Here is a 17,860-nt window from a genome sequence, read left to right on the forward strand (position 1 = left end):
GGGAAGGTGTGAAGAAACGTGACAAGCCCGGTATTGTACATTGTGGTACCCTGCTATAACGAACAGGAGGTGCTCCACGAGACGGCCAAGCGGCTGACCGCAAAGCTCCAGGACCTCATCTCCCGGCAAAAAATCGCGTCGGACAGCCGGATGCTCTTTGTCAACGACGGCAGCCGGGACGCCACCTGGGAGATCATCGAGGAGCTGTGCCAGGATAACGGCCTTGTCTGCGGCATCAAACTTTCCCGCAACCGGGGCCATCAAAACGCCCTGCTGGCGGGGCTGATGACCGCCAAGGAGCTGTGCGACTGCGCCATCTCCATGGACGCGGACCTGCAGGACGACATCGAGGCGGTGGACAAATTCCTCGAGCAGTATGCGGCGGGGTGCGACGTGGTCTACGGGGTGCGCAGCAAGCGGGACACCGACACCTTCTTTAAGCGCAACTCGGCCCGGGGCTTTTACAAGTTCATGAAGGCGCTGGGGGTGGACATCGTGGAGGATCACGCCGACTACCGGCTTTTGAGCCGCCGCGCCCTGGAGGGCCTCAGCGAGTTTGACGAAGTCAATCTCTTTTTGCGGGGCATCGTCCCCCTCATCGGATTTAAAAGCGGCACGGTCACCTATGAGCGCCACGAGCGGTTTGCCGGCGAGTCCAAATACCCGCTCAAAAAGATGCTGGCCTTTGCTTTTGACGGCATCACTTCCTTCAGCGTCAAGCCCATCCGCCTGATTACCACCTTGGGCTTTGTCATCTTCTTTGTCTCCATCCTGGTCCTGCTCTACTCCCTGATCGTCTGGCTCCTGGGCAAGACCGTCACCGGCTGGACCACCCTGGCCGCCTCCATCTGGCTCATCGGCGGTATCCAGCTGCTGTGTCTCGGCGTCATCGGCGAATATATCGGCAAGATTTACGGCGAGGTCAAGCACCGTCCCCGCTTTATTATCGAAACCTTCCTCAAGCAATAAGAAACACAAAAGAAGAGCGGCCGTTTATAACGTCCGCTCTTCTTTTGTGCCGCCGGCTACCGCCGGGGGAGGACGCGCCCTAAGTTTTATTCTTACATTGCCGCGTCACTCGCGCTTCCGTTTCCATCACGCCACAGCGCGATATGGGAACGGGCCCTGCCCGTTAGGCGATGGCGAAGTAGCCGTAGGTGGTGCCGGAGAGATTGAGGCGCAGAAAGCGCCGGTCGATGGGGGTGGCCTGCTGGTGGGTGATGGTAAAGCCGCCCGTGGCAATGCGCAAGCCGTAGGACCCGGTGCCGTTGGCGGCCATGGCGCAGAAAACTTCGCCGATGCTGTTGTCGTTGACGGGGTCCACCGGCATCTCATCCTGGGCAAAGATGATGCAGAACTTGGGGGTAAAGCCCACGGAAATGGTGCGGCTCACCGAGTTATCCCCCACATAGGTGCCCGACGCGATACGGGGCGCTCCGTTCCACTTGGCGCGCTCGGCGGCCGTGACGTGGATGTCCCCGTCAGCCACATGGGTACCCAGGCTCTGGTCAATTTTCAGATTGTCACTGTTAAAATCGTCCATCCGGGGCTTGTCGGTCAAAATCCATTGGTTGAGTCCCAGATGTTCGGTGTGATTGGTGCTGGCCATAGGCCGTCTCTCCCTTACTGATAAATTTCAAGTTCCATCCAGTTGAGCGCCAGGTTATTCCACTGGCTCCAGGTGTGGTTTTTGCCCTCGAAGACCGCCCAAGTCAGGGTGCCCATGTCAAAGAGCACCTCCAAATGGGCGGGCAGAAGCTGCCCGGCCTCCCGACGCACCCGCAGGTATTGACTGAGGTCGGCCATGGCGGAGCTGTCGCTGAGGACGAGCTGTTCCTGGGCCAGGAGCTCAACGAGGGTGGCGTCCAGGCCGATGGCCCGCAGCCCGTTTTTCATGCCCTCGGGACTAAAGTCGTCGGGGCGGTGGGCAAAGCGGTAGAGAAGCATCTCCCGCCGCTTTTCTATCGGCATGTCCGCGCTCTGCCGGGAGGAGGTAATGGCCTCCATCCGGGAGATGCCCGTCTCCGAGGCCGTCTGCACAAAGCCCTCCCGCAGAAGGGCGTCCAGCGCGTCGTCCACCGCATCGAGGGCCGCCGCGTAGCAGCGAAGCTCCCTTGCCACAAAGCTGCCCTCCCGCAGATCATAGAGCCCCAGCGGGCGCAGAGCACTACCCATCCGGGCCATCATCCCGCTCATGACGCGCCTCCGCTCTGCGCCGCCGTCACCGTGAAGGCGGGCCGGATGACCTCATCTTCCCCCGCCGCCACATCGGCCGTGGGGGCTGTCACCCTAAAATTATCTACTCCCTGTATATTTATAATGCTTGTATACAGATCAACCAGTTTCAGCGGCTGTCCCACGGCCAATTGCTCGCCCAGGGAAGTGAGCGCCGCCAGGGCGGAAGCTTTGACTTCCTCCGGGACAAAGCCCTCGGCGGGAGTCAGAGTCACTGCAACGGAAACGGACTTCTCCCGTGCCCTGGACACCTTTACGTCCACGCCGATTTCCCGGCGGGCCGCCATCTCCCGCTCGATCTCGGACATGCGGGACACGCTTGCCGCGTCCACGTCCACCACCACGTCCACCGTACCCCGGCCACGGCGGCGGGGGATGACATGGGCCGAGCGGACAAAATCGAAGGAAATGGCCAGGTTGTAGTAGAAAACCGCGTTGGTGCCGTTGGAAATGGAGGCGAAGGCCGCGAGCAGGCGCTTGCGCAGGGTCTCGTCGTCCTCCTCGTCGCTGCCGCCCGAAAAGGGGGCGGGGTTTGACACCCTGGCCACACCCTGGGGCGGGGTCACCATCACCGAGACGGCCCCGGCGGCCACATTGCCCGCGTGTCCGCCCTGGGTGGCGGCAGCGGGGATGTCCACCGATGTTTCCCCGGCGGATAGAACCCCATCCTCCACCGTCTCAAAGCGGACGGGGTCGTCGCCGTCGGTGCAGCAGAGGGCCCCCGCCGGGATGGGGATGTCGTAGGCCGCGGCGGTGTCCCGTCCAAAGCGGAGACTGCCCGCCGCCGGGACCGCCCCCTTGCGGACGAGGCCCCGGGTCTGGGCGTGCCGGTCCAGATATTCCCCGGCGGCCGTATCGGCAAAGAGCATTTTCCCGGCGAACTCCACCTTTTCGTGGAGGGCCGCCAGTTCTCCGGCCAAGAGCCGCAGGCGGATGGCGATGTCGCCGGCCTCCTGGGGCGCGTAGCCGCTGAGGGACTCGTATTCCGCCGTCATTTGGTCGAGTATTTCTTCGTAGGAAAGTGGGGTAAACTCGTCAGTCAAGGGACACACCTACCTTTACGTCATAATCTCCCGCGTCCATTTGCAGCCCCACGCGGACGGTGAGGACGGAACCCATGCGGGCGGTGGACACATCCCCCACCCGCACTTCATCCACCCCCTCCAGGGCTTCCCGCACCATCATGGCCGCCTGCTCGTCCATCCGCTCCTGGGTCCCGCCCCGCAGCGTGTGGAGGCGGCTGCCGAAATGGGGCATCCGGGCAAAGCCTCCCCGGCGGGCGGTCAGGCAGAGCAGAACGCGGTTGACGACCTCTTCCACGCCAAAGCAGCCCCGGGGGATACCCCGGCGGTCGGGGACAAAATCCCCGTTTTGGATGCGCATATCCATCATCCATCTTCCTTTCCGTTGATCGGGTTAATTGCCCCCGCCGGGGACAAATTGGCCGCCGGGGGTGATGTGAGCGCCGTTGAGCCAGATGGTGCCGTCGTTTTTAAGCCGCACTTCGGCCCCGCCCGCTGAGCGGATGACCACCTCTCCGGGGGAAAGACCCCCGTCCTGGGACTGGACACCGCAGGACACCTGCCCCAAACCGGTGGAGAGCAGGAGCACCGGCGTTCCCTCGGGGGGACGGGCGGCGTAGCCATAGGGCGCGTAGGACGGGGCGTCCCGCAGTTCCGCGCCCCCCGACACCGCCTGGGTTTCCCCCGACGCCAAAGTGACCCGGCCGGTGTCAGCGGCCGGAGCCGATGACCGGTTTTGGGATAACCACATGGTTTTCGCCCTCCTTTTCTCCTTCGCTCAGATCGATTTCCAGATGGCTTTTGTCCTGCAAAACGGCCGAGATCTCCCAGCCCTTGGGCCCCAGCGTCAGGGTGCGCCCGGTGACGATGAGCTCCCGCTTCCCGTCCTCCAGGGGCCCAAAGAAGCACAGGTCCAACAGGTCGATGCCCTCCCGGGCGGCGGCCGTCACCCGCACCGTAAAATAGTCCCGCATGGACTCCCGGATGCGCAGCTTGGCGTTTCGCACCGGCGCGTCGGCGTACTCCTTGGGCGTCGTCTGATATTTCCGCCGGGAGATGCCCGCCTCGATGGCCGCGGGGTTGCGCACACAGGTGGTGTAAAAGCCGTTTTCGTTTTCAATGAGAATCTTTTCGATGGGGGCGTGGCGGTCGTAGCGGATTTCATAGCCCGTATACCGCACCGCACCCGGCCGGGTGTTGGAAAGATGGACCCGGCGTTCGCTTTTGAGATAGGTTTCTATGTTGACCGTGCCGTCCGGGAGCAGTCTCGGATAGGCGCCGGTGGTTTTCTCTAAAAAGGAGAGGAGCACCTCCCACTCGGTCATCCCCTTGCCCACCACGAAGCTGCCCAGCTCCTGGCGGTGGCCCACAATTCTCGTAAAGCCGTGGGGCTTTAAGTGCCGCTCAAAGATGTCCCGGGCGGTGGTGCGCTGATAGGTCTGGGGCCGGGCCTCATTGTCGAGTAAAAGCGCCCCCCGGCTTCGGGCCCGGATGCGGGTGCTCCCGCCCGCCGCCGCGCTTTCCATGACCTGCTGCCGGTCCACAAAGCCGTCGAAGAGGAGCTTCTCCCCGTCGTAGACAAGGACGCTGCCCGCGCACTCGTCCAGCATGTCGGAGATTGTCAAATCCAGGGCGGCGGCGGGGACAAACAGGCTCTCGTCTAGGGAGAAGGCCAAAATCTGCCGGGGGCGGATGAGCTTGCCCGAGAGGGTGTAGATGAGCACTTTCATGAAAACACCCCGTTTAAGGAGAGCCGTCCGCCCCCGGAGATGACCCGCTCGGTGTCCTCGGTGAAGACAAAGCCGTAGCGCAGGGTGTGGAGCGGCCCCTCCCCCAGGAGCTTGAGGCTCTCAAAATAGGCGTAGACCGGGCGGAAGGAGGGGAGCAGCAGCTTGCCCGAGCCCTCCTCGTCGAAGATGCGCCGCAGCCGCTCGAACTGCTCCTTGCAGTCAGAGCCGAAGAACTCCCCCTCCCCCTCGACGCGGGCGGGGGTCTGTCCCCAGTCGCTGACCAGGGTGCCGAAGCCCCGGGCCTGCCGGGTGCGCAGGTCCCGCCCCAGCGTGATCTCGACGCGCTGGGGGTTATAGGGCCAGACGTAGCTTTTAAATTGCATCAGTTCCATGGGCGTCGCCTCCTAGGTTTGGATGGGCCCCATCCGGGGCCGGTGAATGGCGGACCGTGTCCGCTCCCATGCCGCACTATGGCGCGGACGTCATCGGAGCGCGAACACGCGGCCGTGTTGCGGTCAGAGCCTTGCGCGCGTCTTTCCCGCCGGCAGGCACGTAGGACCACAGGCGGCCATAGAAGACCAAAGCGCGTGCTCTGCGTCAGCGACAAGAATAGAGCCAAGTGCGCGACAGCCCCGCCGGTAGGCGCGGACAGTGTCCGCTTCCATGCCGCGCTGTGGCGCGGACGTCATCGGTGCGCGAATACCGCGACAGCGTTGCGGTCCGGGCCTTGCCCGCGTCTTTCCCGCCGGTTGGCGGACCGTGTCCGCTCCCATGCCGCGCCGTGGCGCGGTTGTCATCGGAGCGCGGGCACCGCTGCTTACTGGAGCGTCACGCTGCCCCGCAGGGCGTCGAACATGACTTCGTCGGAGATTTCCTCCGCCAGCGCCCTGCCTTCCTGCCGCAGGGGACTGGCGGACGTCGGAAACCGCAGGGGAGAAGGCTCCTTGATGCGCACCTGGATATCCCCGGCGGCCGCCTTCACGGTAAAGTCGCCGGGAGAATGGGCGGGCAAGCCCGCGTCGAAGGGCAGCGGGCGCTTGTCCCCGCCCTCCTCCGTGCGGTGTGCATTCTCCGCCGCCCCTTTGGGGGCAAAGCGGCCCAGGGAGACGAGCTGTTCAAAATAGTTCATGCCTCGTCCTCCCCCTCTTCGCTCATCATGCGCAGATATTCCCGCTGCACCCGGGTGATCTCCTCCACACTCAGCGCGCGCAGGACGGTAAGCGGTGTGGAAAAGGCCCGCCGTCCGGCCCGGTAGAGGCACAGCGCCGCCATACAGGCCCCGTCGCACAAATCCTCCACCTGACAGGTGGCGTGCTTTTCCATCTGGGCGGCGGCCTTCTGGGCGAGTTTCGTCCCCCGGACGGCGTCGTAGGCGCTGATGGGCCGCAGCTCATAGGAGCCGCCCATCAGCCGCAGCCGCCTCATATCTGTAACCTCTTGGAGGCCAAAATGGCCACCGATTCCAAGACCACCTCGCCTACCGAGGAGCTTTCCACGATGTCGGACCACTCGCAGCCCGAGAAGATGACCCGCTTGTCGGGGCCGCCGATGACCACGTTAAAGTCGGAGAGGCTGTAAAAGTCGATGCCGTCGGAGAGGGCCGTGTCGGTGACCGCCACCCGGGTCAGTTCCAAGAGATAGCGGCTGCGTCCGCCCACGGCGCCCACCGGCTCCTCGCTGCCCAGCGCCTCGATATAGCGGCTCTCCTTGGAGGCCTTCACCTTATAGGACTGGGCCACCGCCAGGCGCTTGCCGTTTACTTCGATGGAGATGTCCTTGCTGCTGGGGAAAGAAACAATCATGCGTTTTCCTCCTTACATGGTGATATGGGCGGCCACATGGATCATGTCCATGGCGCCGGACACCCGAAAGGACAGCTCCACCACGCACACGCCCGGATCGCTGTCGGATTTATAGATGAGCGGCGGGCCAAAGTCGTCGATGATGCCGCCCTGGCAGAGGTTCGAGAGCTCCAGCGCCACCTGGGACCGGATGGACTCCCGGGTGGCCAGGTTGTTTTTGGCCCCCTTGAGCCGGATTTTGAGCATGTCCCGCAGCCGCCGCATACAGTGGTCAATGGTCATCACCGCGCCGATGGAATGCCAGGTGCGGTCGCTGACCCCGTCGGTGGTGGTGCGGGTGGAGACGGGCTTGATGCACTCCACCGCGCCCGACACCGTCTCAAAGGGGGTGACGCCGCCGGTGAGCATCCGCTGGATGTCGCCTTCGGAAAACTCCGTTTCCAGGGCGTCGACGCCTACGAGCGCGCTGCCGTTTAGGTTGGCCGACGGGTCCTCTGTGGCGGCGAGAAGCCCCGCCATGGCGCAGGCGGTAAAGAAGCTGTCCGACCCATCTCCCGCCTTACACTTGCCCGCGCAGACCATCATCCGCTCGCTATTTAGCTTCCCCGCCAAAGCGAGGGCCGCGTCGGGGCCGTCACAGGCGCAAAGGCCGATTTTCTCCTTCTGGGCGAGGCTGTCCGAAGCGATGCGCTCACTCAGATAAGACATCACCCCTTCGTCGGCTCCGTAGCAGACCACCACCCGGGGGGCCTTGTGGTCGCAGAGGTTGTCGACGGCTTTTTTGTAGTCCGCCGCCCCGGCGTTTTCATCGGGAACCGCGGCCACAATGAGCCGGCCGACGCCGTTTTGCAGCAGAATGTCCGCCGCCTTTAATAAGATGGCGCTTTGTGCCGTGTAAATCTCGGTGAGAGCCGAAAGGCTCCCCGCCTCATTGGCCGTGCCGTCGTTTTGCGCGGCGGCCGGGACAATGAGCCCCACCGGCAGCGCGCCGTCCTTGCCCCGGTACAGGGACTGGACGATATAACTGGATGTCACCCCCGGCCTTTCGCTGGCAGGGGAGGACGCTGTCCTACTCATCAATCATTCCTCCTCAGGATAATCTGGGTCAAGTCCTCTTCCTCCTCGCCCCGGCAGACAAAAGCGGTCAGGGCGGCGTAGCAGGGCAGGGTGAACCCGTCGTTTTGGGCGGTGGCGCACATTTCCCCGCACCACATTTTGCCGAGGTCCGGGAGCTTTTCGGTCATCAGGTCGCACAGGGCGCAAAAGTAGTAGTGGCAGTCCTTTTCCCAGCTTTTGGGCAGATAGATGTCAAAGCGCAGTTCTACCGCCATCTTCCTGCCAAAGAGCTGCTCCCCGTTTTCTCCCAGTCCCACAAAGCTGCCCATGGCCCCCTCGGACAGGGTGACCGCCCGCAGCCCCACACAGATGCAGGGGCGGCGCAGGGGGTAGCTTCTGCCTCCGGCCGGGAACTCGCAGAGGATGTCCGCGTCGGGGATGCCGCCCGCGGCGAGCAGGTCCCGCACCTGGGCTTTGAGCTGATAGAGTTTGTGAAAGGCCGCGATCATTGCCATGGCTTATCCTCCGCGGGCATCAGGATGGCCCGGTTATAGAGCGGCGCGTCTTCAAAGAGGACCTCCATGCTTGAGCGCACCACAAATTCCTGTCCGCCGCACTCCACGACGGCGTCCACCGGCAGGGGATGCTCCACCGGCCCGATGTAGATGTATTCCTCCCGCGGCTCCTGACCCGCCGGGATATAGTCTCCCTTCTCCCGGCGGCCCATGGTGGTCCGGTTGGCCGGGAGGAGGACCGCTTTAAAGGAGTCCTCCCCCAGCTTTATCCGGGAGCCGTAGTGGTCAAGAAACCACCGGTATTCTTTTCGTATCTCCATGCGTTTCCTCCTAGCTGCAAAGCCAGACGTCGCCGTCCGGCCGGGTGAGCAGGTCCTGACACAGGGCCCACATCTCCTCCAAAACCTCCCGGGAGGTGTCGCTCTGGGCGGAGGACTCCACCTTCACATCCCCCACCGAGATACTCTTAGTCCCCGCGCTCCCCCGGCCTTTCTCGTAGTGGTGATAGGCAAGGGCCGCGGCCACCAGGCTCAGCCGCTCCTGGTTTTTGTCGGGGTCCGCACCGGGGCGCAGCGAGCGCTCCACCGACTGGGCCGCGGCCTGGCACAGGGGGAGCCACTGCATGGCGTCGGTCAGCTCCATATCCGCAAACAGGGCGAATCGTTCCAATATCTTACTCAGTTCCAACCGCGTTCTCCTTTCTCATTTCAGCGCAGGGACGCCGTCCGCCGTTTGCCACGGGGGACGGCGTCCCTGCTGGGGTGCTGCGATCTCCGCCTGCGGCGGGGCAGGCCGCGCTTTGTTGCGTTCTCAGCGTAAGCGCCCTTGTCGCGTCCATCGCGCCATCGTCACGCTCGCGCCCCGGTAGGGGCTGCGGCGGGGCAAGCCGTGCTTTGGCCCATTCTCAGCGAAAGTGCCCCTGCCGCGTCAATCGCGCCATCGTTACCCATGCGTCCCGGCGCGGCATCCCGCCCCGGCAGGGGCTATGCGGTTTTGACGGTCATTACCCGCACGGCGTCGGGGAAAATCTTGGAAAAACCGGTGATGGCGGTGACGGCCGCACGGTCGAGCTGGCGGTCGATGACCTTGTCGTAATCAATCTGCACATCGCTGGCACAGACCATTTCCAGCGCGTAGCGGCGGTCCAGGGCGATGATGGTGCCCGCGGGAACGCAGGTGGATTTATAGAGCATGGCGCCCATGGGGGTCTTGAGCATGCCGGTGGCATTAAAGATGTCCCCAGCGCCGGTGTCCTGGAACTCAGGGAGAAGCAACAGCTTTGCCATGACGTCGGGGGAGACGAGGAGGGTGTTCATCTGATAATCCTCAAACTCGTTCCACAGCGCCACCAGGTCGGCGTAGGTCACTTCCCCCGCGGCGGCGGTCGTCAGCTTCTTGGCACCGTTCCGGTTGCCGTCGCCGTTCATCAGCACGTCCACCGCGTCGGAGAGCTGGCTTTTGGCCATGGTGGCGCCCATCTGGCGCAGGGCCACGGTGAAGAGATCCAGCTTCTGGTGGCGCACCGCCTCGTAGGAGGCGCAGAGCATCCGGCCCCGCTTGATGAGGCGGATCAGGTTGTCCTTGAGTTTTAAGACCGTCTGGGGAATCTGAGCGCCCTCGCCCACCTCCTTGACCGCGTTGCCCTCGTTTTCCGAGGTCACGCCGCGGTAGTCCATGGTGTCGATGACGGTCTTGGTGGCGATGATGTTGGAAAGGATGCTGCTCTCGTCCATGCCCTGACGGACCGCCCGGACGATATATTCGGGGAAGAGCACCGCGCCCGCGGGCTCTTTGAAGAATTTATCCACGGTGTCGGAGCCCTCTCCGGCCACCTTGATGTCAAAGCGTTTGAGCTGGCGCTGATAGGCGTCCAGGCCCACAAGCTCGCTGCCCTTGTAGTTTTCGGAGGGGTCCAGCTCCTCCAGGATGCGCGAAAAGCTCTTGGACGCGGTGGCGTACATGCTCCGGTCCAGCTGGGTGCTTTCATAGGTCACGATGTGATTCCTCCTTTAATTTTGGAAAGTAGGGCTTACAGGAAGGCGTCCAGGACGCCGTTTTCACTGGCGACCACCAGCACCTGCCGGCCGCCCTCGCCCGCTTTGGCCTTGCCGGACGCCTCGCCCACCAGGGACGCGAGCCCCAAGGAAACCTCGCCGGTATAGGGAATCTGGGCGTGTCCGGCCACAATGACGGTGGCAAGGCCGTGGCGCACATTCTGGCAAACGCCGGCGACGTCGCTGCCTGCGGTGGCCGCGGTCACCTTGCCGTTTTCGGAGATACTCACCACTTGCCCTGCCGCCACGTCGGCGCCGCAGGTAAAGGTGGCGGCCACCTGGCCGAGTCCTTTAAAAGAAACTGTCATGAATCTTCCTCCTAGATTTTAAATTCCCCGTTGGGGGTCCTATCCTTGGAAGGCGCGGCTTTGAGCTGGGGCGCGGGGCCCTGGCCCAGCCGCTCCTCAAAGGACTTTTCAAACGCTTTGAGCTCTGTGATATCCATCTTGTCCACCAGCGTGGAGAAGGCCGGGGCCGGGATATCCTCCCCGCACAGCAGAGAGAGGGCCCGCACATGGCTTTTGAGATCCTCCACGTACTGCGTTCCCAGGGCCGCTTTTTTCTCCAGCTGACCGATATAATCGCTCAGTTCCCCCGCCTCGTGGGAGGACAAAAGAACTTCCTCCCCCATTGACAGGCTTTTGATCAGATGTTCCATAGTCTTTCCTCCTGTGATGTGGTAGCTTTTGGTCACACCGGCCCGGCGCTGTGCCGGAACGGCCACAAAGGACCATTCGTAGGCGTCGGTGGGACGCTGCAACAGATGGTAGCAGAGCTTCCCGTCGTACCGCCTCCCCTTTTGATGGGTGCAGCGGTCCTTCTTGACGTCCTCCCCGCAGATGGAGCAGATTTTTCCCTCCACGCTGCAACCGATGCTGACCTCTTTCTTGATGCCCGCGTCGATGTCCAGGATGAGCCCCTCGTTTTGCTTGGAACGCACGGCGTAGGCGTTTGCCTTGAGATAAAAATAAGGTGTCCCGTCGGCGCACTTCCGGCTCTCGTCGGGGAGAACCTGGCAGTCGAAGATGCGGGCGGTCTGGTTCTGGCTCTTGGGGTTGTGGTCGAAGATGCCGGTCTTGCCCAAAAACAGCTGGGAGAGGGCGTCCAGCCCCTCCTTATCAAAGCGCTCGTTGTCCCGGTCGATGTCGTTGTCGCACAAAATGAGGGAGAAGACATAGACCTCCCCGGCCTCCATGGGACGCAGGCTGTACCGGTTAATCTTTTCCAGCGTCTCGGGGCCCGCCTGATTTTCGCCGCCCGCCTTTCCCGCCTTCACTGTCGGGATGGCAATCGTGTCTTTGTTCATGGTTTCACCTCCCCGCGTTCCAAAATTTGTTCGAGCTGCCGGGCCTGGGCGTCATAGAGCCGGGCTTTGGCCAGCTCCACCTCGTCCTGGAGGTTGATGCTCTCCCAGGTGATGACAGGCTCGTCTTCTATGCCGCGCAGCCCTAACCAGATGCCCACAATCCGCCGGATGACCGCGTTTAACTGGGTGCGGTAGCAGTCGAGCTCACTGGTGAGGATGTCGGCTTGCTGGGCGCTCATCCGTTCGGTGGTGGACCACTGGAGCCCCAGCAGGAAGGGGGGCACCCCCAGCTTGGCCACGATCTGCTCGGTCATCTGGCGCACCGGCACCTGGATGTCCAGCACCTGGTTGTCCGCGCCGATGACCTTGATGTCCACATCCCCCACGCAGACGAAGTCCCTTACCCGGCCGTCCTGGGCGCTGATGGCGCTGCGCCACTCGTCGGCGATATGCCGGGCCATCTCCTGGGCATAGGCCCTATCCATGGGGCCGTCCCCGGGGTGGTAGGTGACGGCGAAGCGGACATTGCCCACCCGCTCGAAGTTCTGCCGGGTCGCCTCAAAGATTTTGAGGAGCACGTCGCTGACAAAGGGCAAGCTCCGTAAGAGGGAGCGGCCCACCGCCTCCCCGGGCCGGGGGGAGAGGGCGGAAAAGAGGACGAGCTGGGGATAGGGCACCGGCCGGAGGTCGAAGCCGCCGCTGCGGGAAAAAATCCGGGTTTCCAGGGGGTTCTCCCCAGGGCGCGCCTCCACGTCGGCGAGGGACGCGTGGTAGAGCCCCGCGATCTCGCCCCGCTTGTGGTCGAGGACCACTTCGCCTACCGCGTTGCCGTAGCAAAGCAGGCTGTCCAGATACCGGGCCAAAAACTCACCCAGTCCCGCGCCGCCGCCCGACACCGGCACCCGCTCCAGAAAAGCGGCCAGCTCCCGCTCGGCCTTTTTATCCCCTAAGGACACGGTGATGTCCCCCATGGTCAGCCGCACGATCTTGCAAAGCGCCGCGTCGATGAGGGGGACCGACTCCCGCAGCCGGTCATAGAGCCTGCACTGCTCATCGAGTCCCAACATCCCTTTGTCCCAGTCAAAGCCGGGGGGCGGGGATGTCTGTACCACGTTGGCCGCGGCGGCGGGTCTGCCCCGCCTGCCAAAGGAAAAACGCAAAAGACCACCTCCCATATGTCTTCGATACTTTTCGTGTCGTTGTACTTATAATACATTTGTTCTTATCGGAGCCTTTGTCCGACGCCCCGCCCTGGCGGCTGGGACGGCCCCAGCCTTCCTTTCTCCCGAAAGGGGGCCGGAAAAGGTCCTTTAATCCTCCCAACGGTCGGCCGCCATAGCGAAGAAGCCGCCGGCGGGACGGCCCAGGGCGTGCATGACGAAATAGCGGATGTCGTCCATGGCGTGGTCAAACCGCTTGACCACCCGGTCTGCGCCCGCCGCCTCGTCCCAGCGGTAAAGGGAAAATTCCCGAATGCTGTCCACACAGCCCTCCCACAGCTTGATCTTCCCCTCGTCCAGGGCGGCGGCCACCGCCCGGATGCCGGGGAGTACCTGGTTGTCGGCGGGCACCGGGAGAAATCTCCCGTGGCTGCGCACCGTCTCCATGAGGCTGGCCGCCGACGGGTCGACGACGATCTCCCGCACGGGGAGGCCGCCGCCCAGCGCCTCAATGGCCTTGTAGTGCTCCTCGTCGGTGCGCAGGACGCCGCCGTGGGCCTTGGCGTCGTAGTAGTATTCCCGCATCCGGTACCAGACCCCGCCGCTAAGACCCCAGAGCCCCGCTGAACAGGGGTTGACGATGCCGTAGTCGCAGGAGAGGAGGTAGCGCTCCATCCGCTGGGGGAGGGCGTTGACCACATGGGCCGCCGGGGAAAACATGGGGTAGACCGCCCCGGCGGCGGCGCTCCACCGCCCCAATACAAAGCGCTCGTAAAAAGCGCCGGAATAGATATTTTCATAACGCCGGATGATTTCGGGGGAAAGGGCGGGATTGTCCCGCATGGTAAAATGAAGGTACAGCGCTCGCTTTTCCCGCCGCTTTAAAATCCACTCCTGGTAAAACCAGTGGCCCGGGTGCTCGGGATTGCAGTTAAACCAAAATTTGCTTCCCCGCACCGAGCACCGGGCCAGGGCCTGCTCCACAAAGGAGCGGGGCAGCAGCGCCACCTCGTCAAACAGCGCCCCCGACAGGGTGACGCCCTGAATCCGGGCGGCGGAGCTTTCATCGTTGCCCCCAAAGAGATAAAACCGGTTGTGACGCCCCGCGTAGCTGATTTCCACCAGATTTTGGGAGGCCGTCTCCTGGGCGTGAAAGCCCAGGGAAGCTAAGACCGGCAATAGGGGGGAAAGAAGGTTGCGCCGGACACAGCCCAGCGTCCGCCCGCATAGGGCGAAGGCGGCGTCGGAGAAGCCCAGCATGGCCCACACCACAAAGGAAAGACCCATGGAAAAGGTCTTGCCCGACCGGATGGCCCCGTCGCAGATGATGGCGTCGTGGCGCCGGTAGGGGCTGCGGGAAGTCCACCAGCGCAGCACCGCCTGCTGCCGCTTGGAAAACGCCGGATTTGCCACTGCTTCTCCCCCCTGCCACTTTGGTCGTCCGCTTGTTCTTTTTTGTCTTCGTACGCGGCTTATCCTCCGCGTCCCATACGCTTTGTCATCCCCGCGTATATCCCCGGAGTCCCGGTTCACAGCGGGGCCCTCGCGCTTTATGGTTTTGGAGCGCCGAGGGGCTCCCCTGTTTTTCTTTTGGAGCCGGCCGGGCCGCTTCGCCGCAGGTGGAACGTATCCCGCCCGTACAAGCGGTGACCGCCGCGCTTTTCATGCGCTTTCTTCATCCGCGGCGCGACCCATAAGTCAGGGTGCGTCCTCCTCGATGGGTTCGCTTTCCCCGCTTAAAGCTAACAGCATCTTGCGGCCCTCTTCCTTCTCCTCCAGCCGGTGCTGGAGCATATCCAGGCATTTGAGTGCCTCCAGCCGGTCGTAGAACTTAATCTCGATGCCGTCCTTGTTGGTCCTTATTTCTTTAATATTAAACAGATCCAGCCCGTCAATGGATACCGGATCCTCGGAGGACTGAATCACCAGCTTGACGCTGTCGTTGACCGACCCCATGGCCAGCTTCCGCAGACTCTCCTCCACGGTCCGCGGTGTCTTCCCCGTAGAGGAGGACCGTTTCTTTTCGCACATGTGCCCTGCCAGAAACAACGCCCCCTTTCTTTTCATCCCTTACGTCAGACCCATAAAAGGAAAAGAGGTTGTACCCGTAGGTACAACCTCTAATCAATTAATAAAAAATCTCAGAAATTTTTTGTGTATTTCGACACATTTCGACAAATTGGATTATCGGAACATGCTGCGCAGGGTGTTGATGGTGGTATCGGAGAGGACATATTCCTCCCGGCCGCCATAATACCGGCCGCCGATCTTCACCGTAACGGTCCGGTCACTTTTGGCAAACAGGCTTTTAAAGAAGCCGGACCTTCTCACATAGTCTTGGGCGGAAAGGTTGGTTTGAAAGCAGTCCAGGAGGTTGTGGAAAAGCTCGTCCGCGTCCTCCAAATAAAGAGGCGCGATTCTCTTCTCCATAAAGAGGGAGACTACCTCGGCCAAAAACTCATTGCGGGCCATCTCTCCCTGGGTGGTCAGCCGGTAGTAGCCCAAATCCACGATCTTCTGCGCGTCTAAGAGCTGCTTTCCCCGGGAGAGGGCCACATTGCGCCCGTCCCGCACAAAGCCCGCCGACTCCTTCACCTCATATTTGATGGTGCCGATGCGCCCGATAAGCTCTTCGAGCCCGGCCAAGTCGGTGTCCAAATAGGCGTCCACCGTCAGCTGCAAATTTTCCTGTACTACGCCGGCGCAGAGCTCCCCGCCCCCCTCCTTCCAGAGGGCGTCCAGGGTCGTTTTCTCCCCATCCTTTTTGAATGCGGTCTGATAGGGCAAAGGAATGACCAGGGTGCGGGCGGTTTTGGCGTCTAAATGAATCAGATGGTAGGAGGCCGTCGTTTCCTCCGCGTCCTTCTTTTCATGGAAGCACAGTAGCACCGTCAGATCGTCGTCGTCGGAGGGAATGTAGCTGTCCTCCACCGGCGCTTCGGATTCGGAGGAGATGGCACCGCTTTTGCGCCCCACCGTCATGGCCACCGTGGCGGCGATGACCGCCAGCACCAAAAAGGCGGCGGAAAAGCTGAGCAGGAAGCTTTTCACCGCCCGTTTCCTTTCGCTCATGCAATCCCTCCTCGCCCATTGTTATTGATTAGGATACGCATTTTCTCTCCATTCATACCTCCCGCCCTAAATGCACATCCACCTATCGCCCCCATATCGCGCTGTGCCGCAGTCGCACCCGAAGCGCGTGCAGCGCGACTGTGGTTTGGCTCAAACCCAGGGCGCGCCACCTGCCGGTGGTGGAAACCGCGCTGAGACGCCAACGAGCCGCAACCGCGTGCAACGCGCCTGTGGTTTAGCTCAAACCCAGGGCGCGCCACCTGCCGGTGGTGGAAACCGCACTGTGACACTTACGAGCCACAACCGCGTGCAACGCGACTGTGGTTTGGCTCAAACCCAGGGCGCGCCACCTGCCGGTGGTGGAAACCGCGCTGTGACACTTACGAGCCACAACCGCGTGCAACGCGTCTGTGGTTTAGTTCGAACCCGGTGCGCGTCATCCCCGCCGGTAGGCGCGGTAGGTGGACTTGTGGAAATTCACCAGGGAAGGAAGCAAAATTTTTTGCAAACTGGTCAAACCAACAAAATCAATAATTGCATGAATAAATATACATAAAACCCTTGTTTTTTCTGTATACAGGTGTATAATGGCAAATATAAAGGCGGAACGCCGCCAAACGGACAAAATGGCCTGCGGGCTTTGATTTTACAAAGGTAGGGATGAACAATGGCAAAGTTTAAAAAGGTACTGCTTGCGTATTCCGGTGGACTGGACACTTCGATTATTATTCCCTGGCTCAAGGAGCATTATGACGGCTGCGAGGTCATCGCCATGGCGGCCGACGTGGGACAGGAGGCGGAACTGGAAGGCCTCAACGAAAAGGCCATTGCCACCGGCGCGTCCAAGCTCTACATCGAGGACCTGCAAAAGGAGTTTGTGGAGGACTACATCTTCCCGACCCTGAAAGCGGGCGCTGTGTATGAAAACAAATACCTGCTGGGCACCTCCTTCGCCCGCCCCATCATCGGCAAGAGGCTGGTGGAAATCGCCAAGAAAGAGGGCTGTGACGCTATCGCCCACGGCTGCACCGGCAAGGGCAACGACCAGGTCCGTTTCGAGCTAGCCGTCAAGGCGTTTGCTCCCAATATGCCCATCATCGCCCCCTGGAGGACCTGGGAATTTAAATCCCGTGACGACGAGATCGACTACGCCATCGCCCACAACATCCCGTTGAAGATCACCCGGGAGACCAACTACTCCAAGGACAAAAACCTCTGGCACCTGTCCCACGAGGGCCTGGACCTGGAGGATCCGGCCAACGAGCCGAAATACGACGAGATTCTCGAAATGGGCGTCTCCCCCGAGAAAGCGCCGGACAAAGCCACCTATGTGACGATCCACTTTGAAAAGGGCATCCCCACGGCGCTCGACGGCGTGGAGATGGACGGCGTGTCCCTCATCAAAAAGCTCAACAAGCTGGGCGGCGAGAACGGTATTGGTCTTGCCGACATCGTGGAAAACCGTCTGGTGGGCATGAAGTCCCGGGGCGTCTATGAGACGCCGGGCGGCGCCATCCTCTATCACGCCCACGAGGTGCTGGAGACCATCTGTCTGGACAAGGAAACCCAGCATTACAAACAGCAGATCGCACTGAAATTTGCCGACATCGTCTACAATGGCCAGTGGTTTACCCCCTTGCGGGAGGCCCTCTCCGCCTTTGTGGACGCCACCCAGGAGACTGTCACCGGCGATGTCAAGCTCAAGCTCTACAAGGGCAACATGATCAATGCCGGCGTCACCAGTCCTTATACCCTCTATTCCGAGGAGTTTGCCAGCTTCGGCGAGGACGACGTCTACGATCAGAACGATTCCGCCGGCTTCATCAACCTCTTCGGCCTGCCCATCAAGGTCAAGGCGCTTTTGGATGAGCAGCGGGGCCAGAATAAATAAAAAATACAAAATTATTG

The 17,860-nt window shown here is 61.9% G+C and carries 23 protein-coding genes; 2 read left to right on the top strand and 21 right to left on the bottom strand.

Going from position 1 to position 17,860, the window contains the following annotated elements:
* The first annotated feature begins 33 nt into the window (after positions 1-33).
* Positions 34-969, top strand: coding sequence for a glycosyltransferase family 2 protein (locus H8709_RS06770; protein WP_262397625.1), 936 nt, complete (start codon positions 34-36; stop codon positions 967-969).
* A 163-nt stretch (positions 970-1,132) separates the two neighbouring features.
* Here the strand turns inward: H8709_RS06770 and H8709_RS06775 are convergent, their stop codons facing one another.
* The 21 genes from H8709_RS06775 to H8709_RS06875 all read right to left on the bottom strand — a co-directional run bounded on the left by H8709_RS06775 (position 1,133) and on the right by H8709_RS06875 (position 15,952).
* Positions 1,133-1,609, bottom strand: a complete 477-nt coding sequence (locus H8709_RS06775; protein WP_262397626.1) for a hypothetical protein — start codon at positions 1,607-1,609, stop codon at positions 1,133-1,135.
* A gap of 14 nt (positions 1,610-1,623) precedes the next feature.
* Positions 1,624-2,196: a hypothetical protein gene (locus tag H8709_RS06780; protein WP_262397627.1), complete on the bottom strand. Its 573-nt coding sequence runs from the start codon at positions 2,194-2,196 to the stop codon at positions 1,624-1,626.
* The gene (locus H8709_RS06785; protein WP_262397628.1) at positions 2,193-3,278 is read right to left on the bottom strand and encodes a baseplate J/gp47 family protein; all 1,086 of its coding nucleotides are present in this window, start codon (positions 3,276-3,278) and stop codon (positions 2,193-2,195) included. Before H8709_RS06785 ends, H8709_RS06780 begins: the two co-directional genes overlap by 4 nt.
* Entirely contained in the window at positions 3,271-3,624 is a 354-nt protein-coding gene (locus H8709_RS06790; protein ID WP_262397629.1) for a hypothetical protein, read from the bottom strand. The genes H8709_RS06785 and H8709_RS06790 overlap by 8 nt, the downstream gene beginning before the upstream one ends.
* 27 nt (positions 3,625-3,651) lie before the next feature.
* On the bottom strand, positions 3,652-4,008 hold the full coding sequence (locus H8709_RS06795; protein ID WP_262397630.1) for a hypothetical protein: 357 nt from the start codon (positions 4,006-4,008) through the stop codon (positions 3,652-3,654).
* On the bottom strand, positions 3,968-4,987 hold the full coding sequence (locus tag H8709_RS06800) for a hypothetical protein (protein ID WP_262397631.1): 1,020 nt from the start codon (positions 4,985-4,987) through the stop codon (positions 3,968-3,970). Before H8709_RS06800 ends, H8709_RS06795 begins: the two co-directional genes overlap by 41 nt.
* On the bottom strand, positions 4,984-5,379 hold the full coding sequence (locus tag H8709_RS06805) for a hypothetical protein (RefSeq protein WP_262397632.1): 396 nt from the start codon (positions 5,377-5,379) through the stop codon (positions 4,984-4,986). The genes H8709_RS06800 and H8709_RS06805 overlap by 4 nt, the downstream gene beginning before the upstream one ends.
* 425 nt (positions 5,380-5,804) lie before the next feature.
* Positions 5,805-6,116, bottom strand: a complete 312-nt coding sequence (locus H8709_RS06810; RefSeq protein ID WP_262397633.1) for a hypothetical protein — start codon at positions 6,114-6,116, stop codon at positions 5,805-5,807.
* A complete protein-coding gene (locus H8709_RS06815) occupies positions 6,113-6,412 on the bottom strand; it encodes a hypothetical protein (RefSeq protein ID WP_262397634.1) in 300 nt (99 codons plus the stop codon). Before H8709_RS06815 ends, H8709_RS06810 begins: the two co-directional genes overlap by 4 nt.
* Positions 6,409-6,789 (bottom strand): hypothetical protein, encoded by a 381-nt coding sequence (locus H8709_RS06820; RefSeq protein ID WP_262397635.1) that lies wholly within the window; start codon positions 6,787-6,789, stop codon positions 6,409-6,411. The genes H8709_RS06815 and H8709_RS06820 overlap by 4 nt, the downstream gene beginning before the upstream one ends.
* Before the next feature lie 12 nt (positions 6,790-6,801).
* Complete coding sequence (locus H8709_RS06825; protein ID WP_262397636.1) at positions 6,802-7,866, bottom strand: hypothetical protein; 1,065 nt, start codon at positions 7,864-7,866, stop codon at positions 6,802-6,804.
* Positions 7,866-8,360 carry a hypothetical protein gene (locus H8709_RS06830; RefSeq protein ID WP_262397637.1) on the bottom strand — a complete coding sequence of 165 codons (495 nt, stop codon included), beginning with the start codon at positions 8,358-8,360 and terminating at the stop codon, positions 7,866-7,868. Before H8709_RS06830 ends, H8709_RS06825 begins: the two co-directional genes overlap by 1 nt.
* A complete protein-coding gene (locus H8709_RS06835; RefSeq protein WP_262397638.1) occupies positions 8,351-8,680 on the bottom strand; it encodes a hypothetical protein in 330 nt (109 codons plus the stop codon). Before H8709_RS06835 ends, H8709_RS06830 begins: the two co-directional genes overlap by 10 nt.
* A 10-nt stretch (positions 8,681-8,690) precedes the next feature.
* Positions 8,691-9,047 (bottom strand): hypothetical protein, encoded by a 357-nt coding sequence (locus H8709_RS06840; protein ID WP_262397639.1) that lies wholly within the window; start codon positions 9,045-9,047, stop codon positions 8,691-8,693.
* 296 nt (positions 9,048-9,343) lie between these two features.
* A complete protein-coding gene (locus H8709_RS06845; protein WP_316248750.1) occupies positions 9,344-10,354 on the bottom strand; it encodes a phage major capsid protein in 1,011 nt (336 codons plus the stop codon).
* Positions 10,355-10,389: 35 nt separating this feature from the next.
* Positions 10,390-10,722, bottom strand: a complete 333-nt coding sequence (locus tag H8709_RS06850; RefSeq protein ID WP_262397640.1) for a hypothetical protein — start codon at positions 10,720-10,722, stop codon at positions 10,390-10,392.
* A gap of 11 nt (positions 10,723-10,733) precedes the next feature.
* Positions 10,734-11,720: a hypothetical protein gene (locus H8709_RS06855; protein ID WP_262397641.1), complete on the bottom strand. Its 987-nt coding sequence runs from the start codon at positions 11,718-11,720 to the stop codon at positions 10,734-10,736.
* Positions 11,717-12,880 (bottom strand): phage portal protein, encoded by a 1,164-nt coding sequence (locus H8709_RS06860; protein WP_262397642.1) that lies wholly within the window; start codon positions 12,878-12,880, stop codon positions 11,717-11,719. Before H8709_RS06860 ends, H8709_RS06855 begins: the two co-directional genes overlap by 4 nt.
* A gap of 150 nt (positions 12,881-13,030) precedes the next feature.
* Positions 13,031-14,293 (bottom strand): PBSX family phage terminase large subunit, encoded by a 1,263-nt coding sequence (locus H8709_RS06865; RefSeq protein WP_262397643.1) that lies wholly within the window; start codon positions 14,291-14,293, stop codon positions 13,031-13,033.
* A gap of 285 nt (positions 14,294-14,578) precedes the next feature.
* Positions 14,579-14,911, bottom strand: a complete 333-nt coding sequence (locus H8709_RS06870; protein WP_262397644.1) for a terminase small subunit — start codon at positions 14,909-14,911, stop codon at positions 14,579-14,581.
* Between the two features lie 153 nt (positions 14,912-15,064).
* Positions 15,065-15,952, bottom strand: a complete 888-nt coding sequence (locus H8709_RS06875; RefSeq protein WP_262397645.1) for an LCP family glycopolymer transferase — start codon at positions 15,950-15,952, stop codon at positions 15,065-15,067.
* 667 nt (positions 15,953-16,619) lie between these two features.
* On the opposite strand from H8709_RS06875, the gene H8709_RS06880 reads away from it, so the two are divergent.
* Complete coding sequence (locus H8709_RS06880; protein WP_262397646.1) at positions 16,620-17,843, top strand: argininosuccinate synthase; 1,224 nt, start codon at positions 16,620-16,622, stop codon at positions 17,841-17,843.
* Positions 17,844-17,860 lie beyond the last annotated feature (17 nt).

This window comes from Zongyangia hominis (assembly GCF_014385095.1).
In the GTDB taxonomy this organism is placed as follows: domain Bacteria; phylum Bacillota; class Clostridia; order Oscillospirales; family Ruminococcaceae; genus Zongyangia; species Zongyangia hominis.

What these genes read in the sequence shown, in the direction of transcription:
- H8709_RS06775 (WP_262397626.1), bottom strand. Translation starts at nt 1,609, where the DNA reads ATGGCCAGCACCAATCACACCGAACATCTGGGACTCAACCAATGGATT.
- H8709_RS06780 (WP_262397627.1), bottom strand. Translation starts at nt 2,196, where the DNA reads ATGAGCGGGATGATGGCCCGGATGGGTAGTGCTCTGCGCCCGCTGGGG.
- H8709_RS06790 (WP_262397629.1), bottom strand. Translation starts at nt 3,624, where the DNA reads ATGGATATGCGCATCCAAAACGGGGATTTTGTCCCCGACCGCCGGGGT.
- H8709_RS06795 (WP_262397630.1), bottom strand. Translation starts at nt 4,008, where the DNA reads ATGTGGTTATCCCAAAACCGGTCATCGGCTCCGGCCGCTGACACCGGC.
- H8709_RS06800 (WP_262397631.1), bottom strand. Translation starts at nt 4,987, where the DNA reads ATGAAAGTGCTCATCTACACCCTCTCGGGCAAGCTCATCCGCCCCCGG.
- H8709_RS06805 (WP_262397632.1), bottom strand. Translation starts at nt 5,379, where the DNA reads ATGGAACTGATGCAATTTAAAAGCTACGTCTGGCCCTATAACCCCCAG.
- H8709_RS06810 (WP_262397633.1), bottom strand. Translation starts at nt 6,116, where the DNA reads ATGAACTATTTTGAACAGCTCGTCTCCCTGGGCCGCTTTGCCCCCAAA.
- H8709_RS06815 (WP_262397634.1), bottom strand. Translation starts at nt 6,412, where the DNA reads ATGAGGCGGCTGCGGCTGATGGGCGGCTCCTATGAGCTGCGGCCCATC.
- H8709_RS06820 (WP_262397635.1), bottom strand. Translation starts at nt 6,789, where the DNA reads ATGATTGTTTCTTTCCCCAGCAGCAAGGACATCTCCATCGAAGTAAAC.
- H8709_RS06825 (WP_262397636.1), bottom strand. Translation starts at nt 7,866, where the DNA reads ATGAGTAGGACAGCGTCCTCCCCTGCCAGCGAAAGGCCGGGGGTGACA.
- H8709_RS06830 (WP_262397637.1), bottom strand. Translation starts at nt 8,360, where the DNA reads ATGGCAATGATCGCGGCCTTTCACAAACTCTATCAGCTCAAAGCCCAG.
- H8709_RS06835 (WP_262397638.1), bottom strand. Translation starts at nt 8,680, where the DNA reads ATGGAGATACGAAAAGAATACCGGTGGTTTCTTGACCACTACGGCTCC.
- H8709_RS06850 (WP_262397640.1), bottom strand. Translation starts at nt 10,722, where the DNA reads ATGACAGTTTCTTTTAAAGGACTCGGCCAGGTGGCCGCCACCTTTACC.
- H8709_RS06855 (WP_262397641.1), bottom strand. Translation starts at nt 11,720, where the DNA reads ATGAACAAAGACACGATTGCCATCCCGACAGTGAAGGCGGGAAAGGCG.
- H8709_RS06870 (WP_262397644.1), bottom strand. Translation starts at nt 14,911, where the DNA reads ATGTGCGAAAAGAAACGGTCCTCCTCTACGGGGAAGACACCGCGGACC.
- H8709_RS06875 (WP_262397645.1), bottom strand. Translation starts at nt 15,952, where the DNA reads ATGAGCGAAAGGAAACGGGCGGTGAAAAGCTTCCTGCTCAGCTTTTCC.
- H8709_RS06880 (WP_262397646.1), top strand. Translation starts at nt 16,620, where the DNA reads ATGGCAAAGTTTAAAAAGGTACTGCTTGCGTATTCCGGTGGACTGGAC.